Consider the following 1,595-nt stretch of genomic DNA (forward strand, 5'->3'; position numbering starts at 1 on the left):
GGACATATGGTGGGCAATAAAGTGATCGTTCATTTTGCCAATTCGCTCAAAAAGATGGTAGATGGGACCAACGGGATTGTAGGTAGATTAGGTGGAGACGAGTTTGTGCTTGTGGTGGAGGACCGGACCGTCCCAACGGATTGGATTGACAAAATTGTTGAGAAGCTGAATCATAGCCGCTATGTCCCCGGTCCGAATGTGGAACCGTTAACCTTATCGTTCTCGATAGGCGAGGCAGTTTCGGATCCGAATTCCACTACGCATATAGAACAACTGATGCATCAGGCTGATCTGAACATGTATGAGTACAAATTGCGCAATCGAGTCCCGCTTATACACAACCAATCCGAGCAGCTGTTCGAATATAGCACGGACCCGATCTTTACGTTCGATATCAACGGACAATTGATAGGTCTGAATCCTGCGGCGGAGCGATTGATCGGCTACAACTTGGAAGAGATTAGAAAGATGCCATTCTCGACATTCATCATGGAGAGCGATCGTGATTTTGTCATTAACACATTTTTTGAGCACACAGTCAAAGGTAGTCCGACAAACTATGAAATCACGATTATCTCGAAAAATGGGACGAAGGTTCCAGTAAGCGTGACAAACATCCCTATTATTGCTAATCACAAGATCGCCGGATTTTATGCGCTTGCTCAAAATATGTCCGAACGCAAACACGCCGAAGAACAGCTTCGTTATACAGATAAGATGGATGTGATGAACCGTATTGCGGCGCGATTCTCGGAAGAGATTCGGATCCCGCTCACGAATCTTATCGGGTGTTCCAGGCTGATGGAGAAGGAGAGTGAACGGAGCAGTCCGTACTATACGATCATCCAATCTGAGCTGGAACGAATCGAGTTCATCTCCAATGAAGTGATGCTGCTGTCGAATCCGATCTCGGAGCCGATCGAACATCATAATCCGTTGCACTTGATGCAGGACGCGATGATGATATTGGAGACGAAAGCATTTCTGTCGCAGGTGACCTGGGAGGTCTCCACAAAGAATGACATCCCGGAAGTGGTGTGTGAACCCAAGCAACTGAAGCATGCGTTCGTTCATGTGCTCAACAATGCGATAGAAGCCATGCCGAACGGTGGACGTATCCAGGTGGAGCTGGAGCATCAGGACGATAGCGTGACCATTCTCGTTCGGGACGAAGGGATGGGACTGGAAGAGAAGCAGCTTCGCATGATCGGGAAACCTTTTTACTCGTCGAAGCCGAATCGGGTTGGGATCGGGCTTACGATTACGATGAGGATCATGAACAACCATAAGGGCAGCTTCATGGTATTCAGTGAACAGAATGCAGGGACGACTGTGGAACTCAAGCTTCCAAGTTGACAAGATTGTAGCTGATCATGATGATTAAGCAAACCGTCGATTTGACGGTTTTTTGCCTTGGAATGAAAGAAATGGCAGCACTGTGGTACAATAAGACAAGTTTGTACGGTTTTAAGGAGGGAAGCAGCAATGAAACAAACCTCGCATGAAATAATAGTCCATCTGCAGGAAAGAGCGGTCTTAGTCAGTCTGGTCTTGAAGAGCAATCGTTTGTCGGAGGAGATGATCCAGTACTCCTT

1 protein-coding gene is annotated in these 1,595 nt (G+C 47.1%); it reads left to right on the forward strand.

All coding sequences use genetic code 11. The annotated features are described in order from the left end of the window. A partial coding sequence (locus AC1DWB_RS34785; protein WP_477545635.1) for an ATP-binding protein occupies positions 1 to 1,356 on the forward strand: 1,356 nt, incomplete at its 5' end. Positions 1,357 to 1,595: the final 239 nt, after the last annotated feature.

Source organism: Paenibacillus sp. P4_E11, assembly GCF_056401635.1.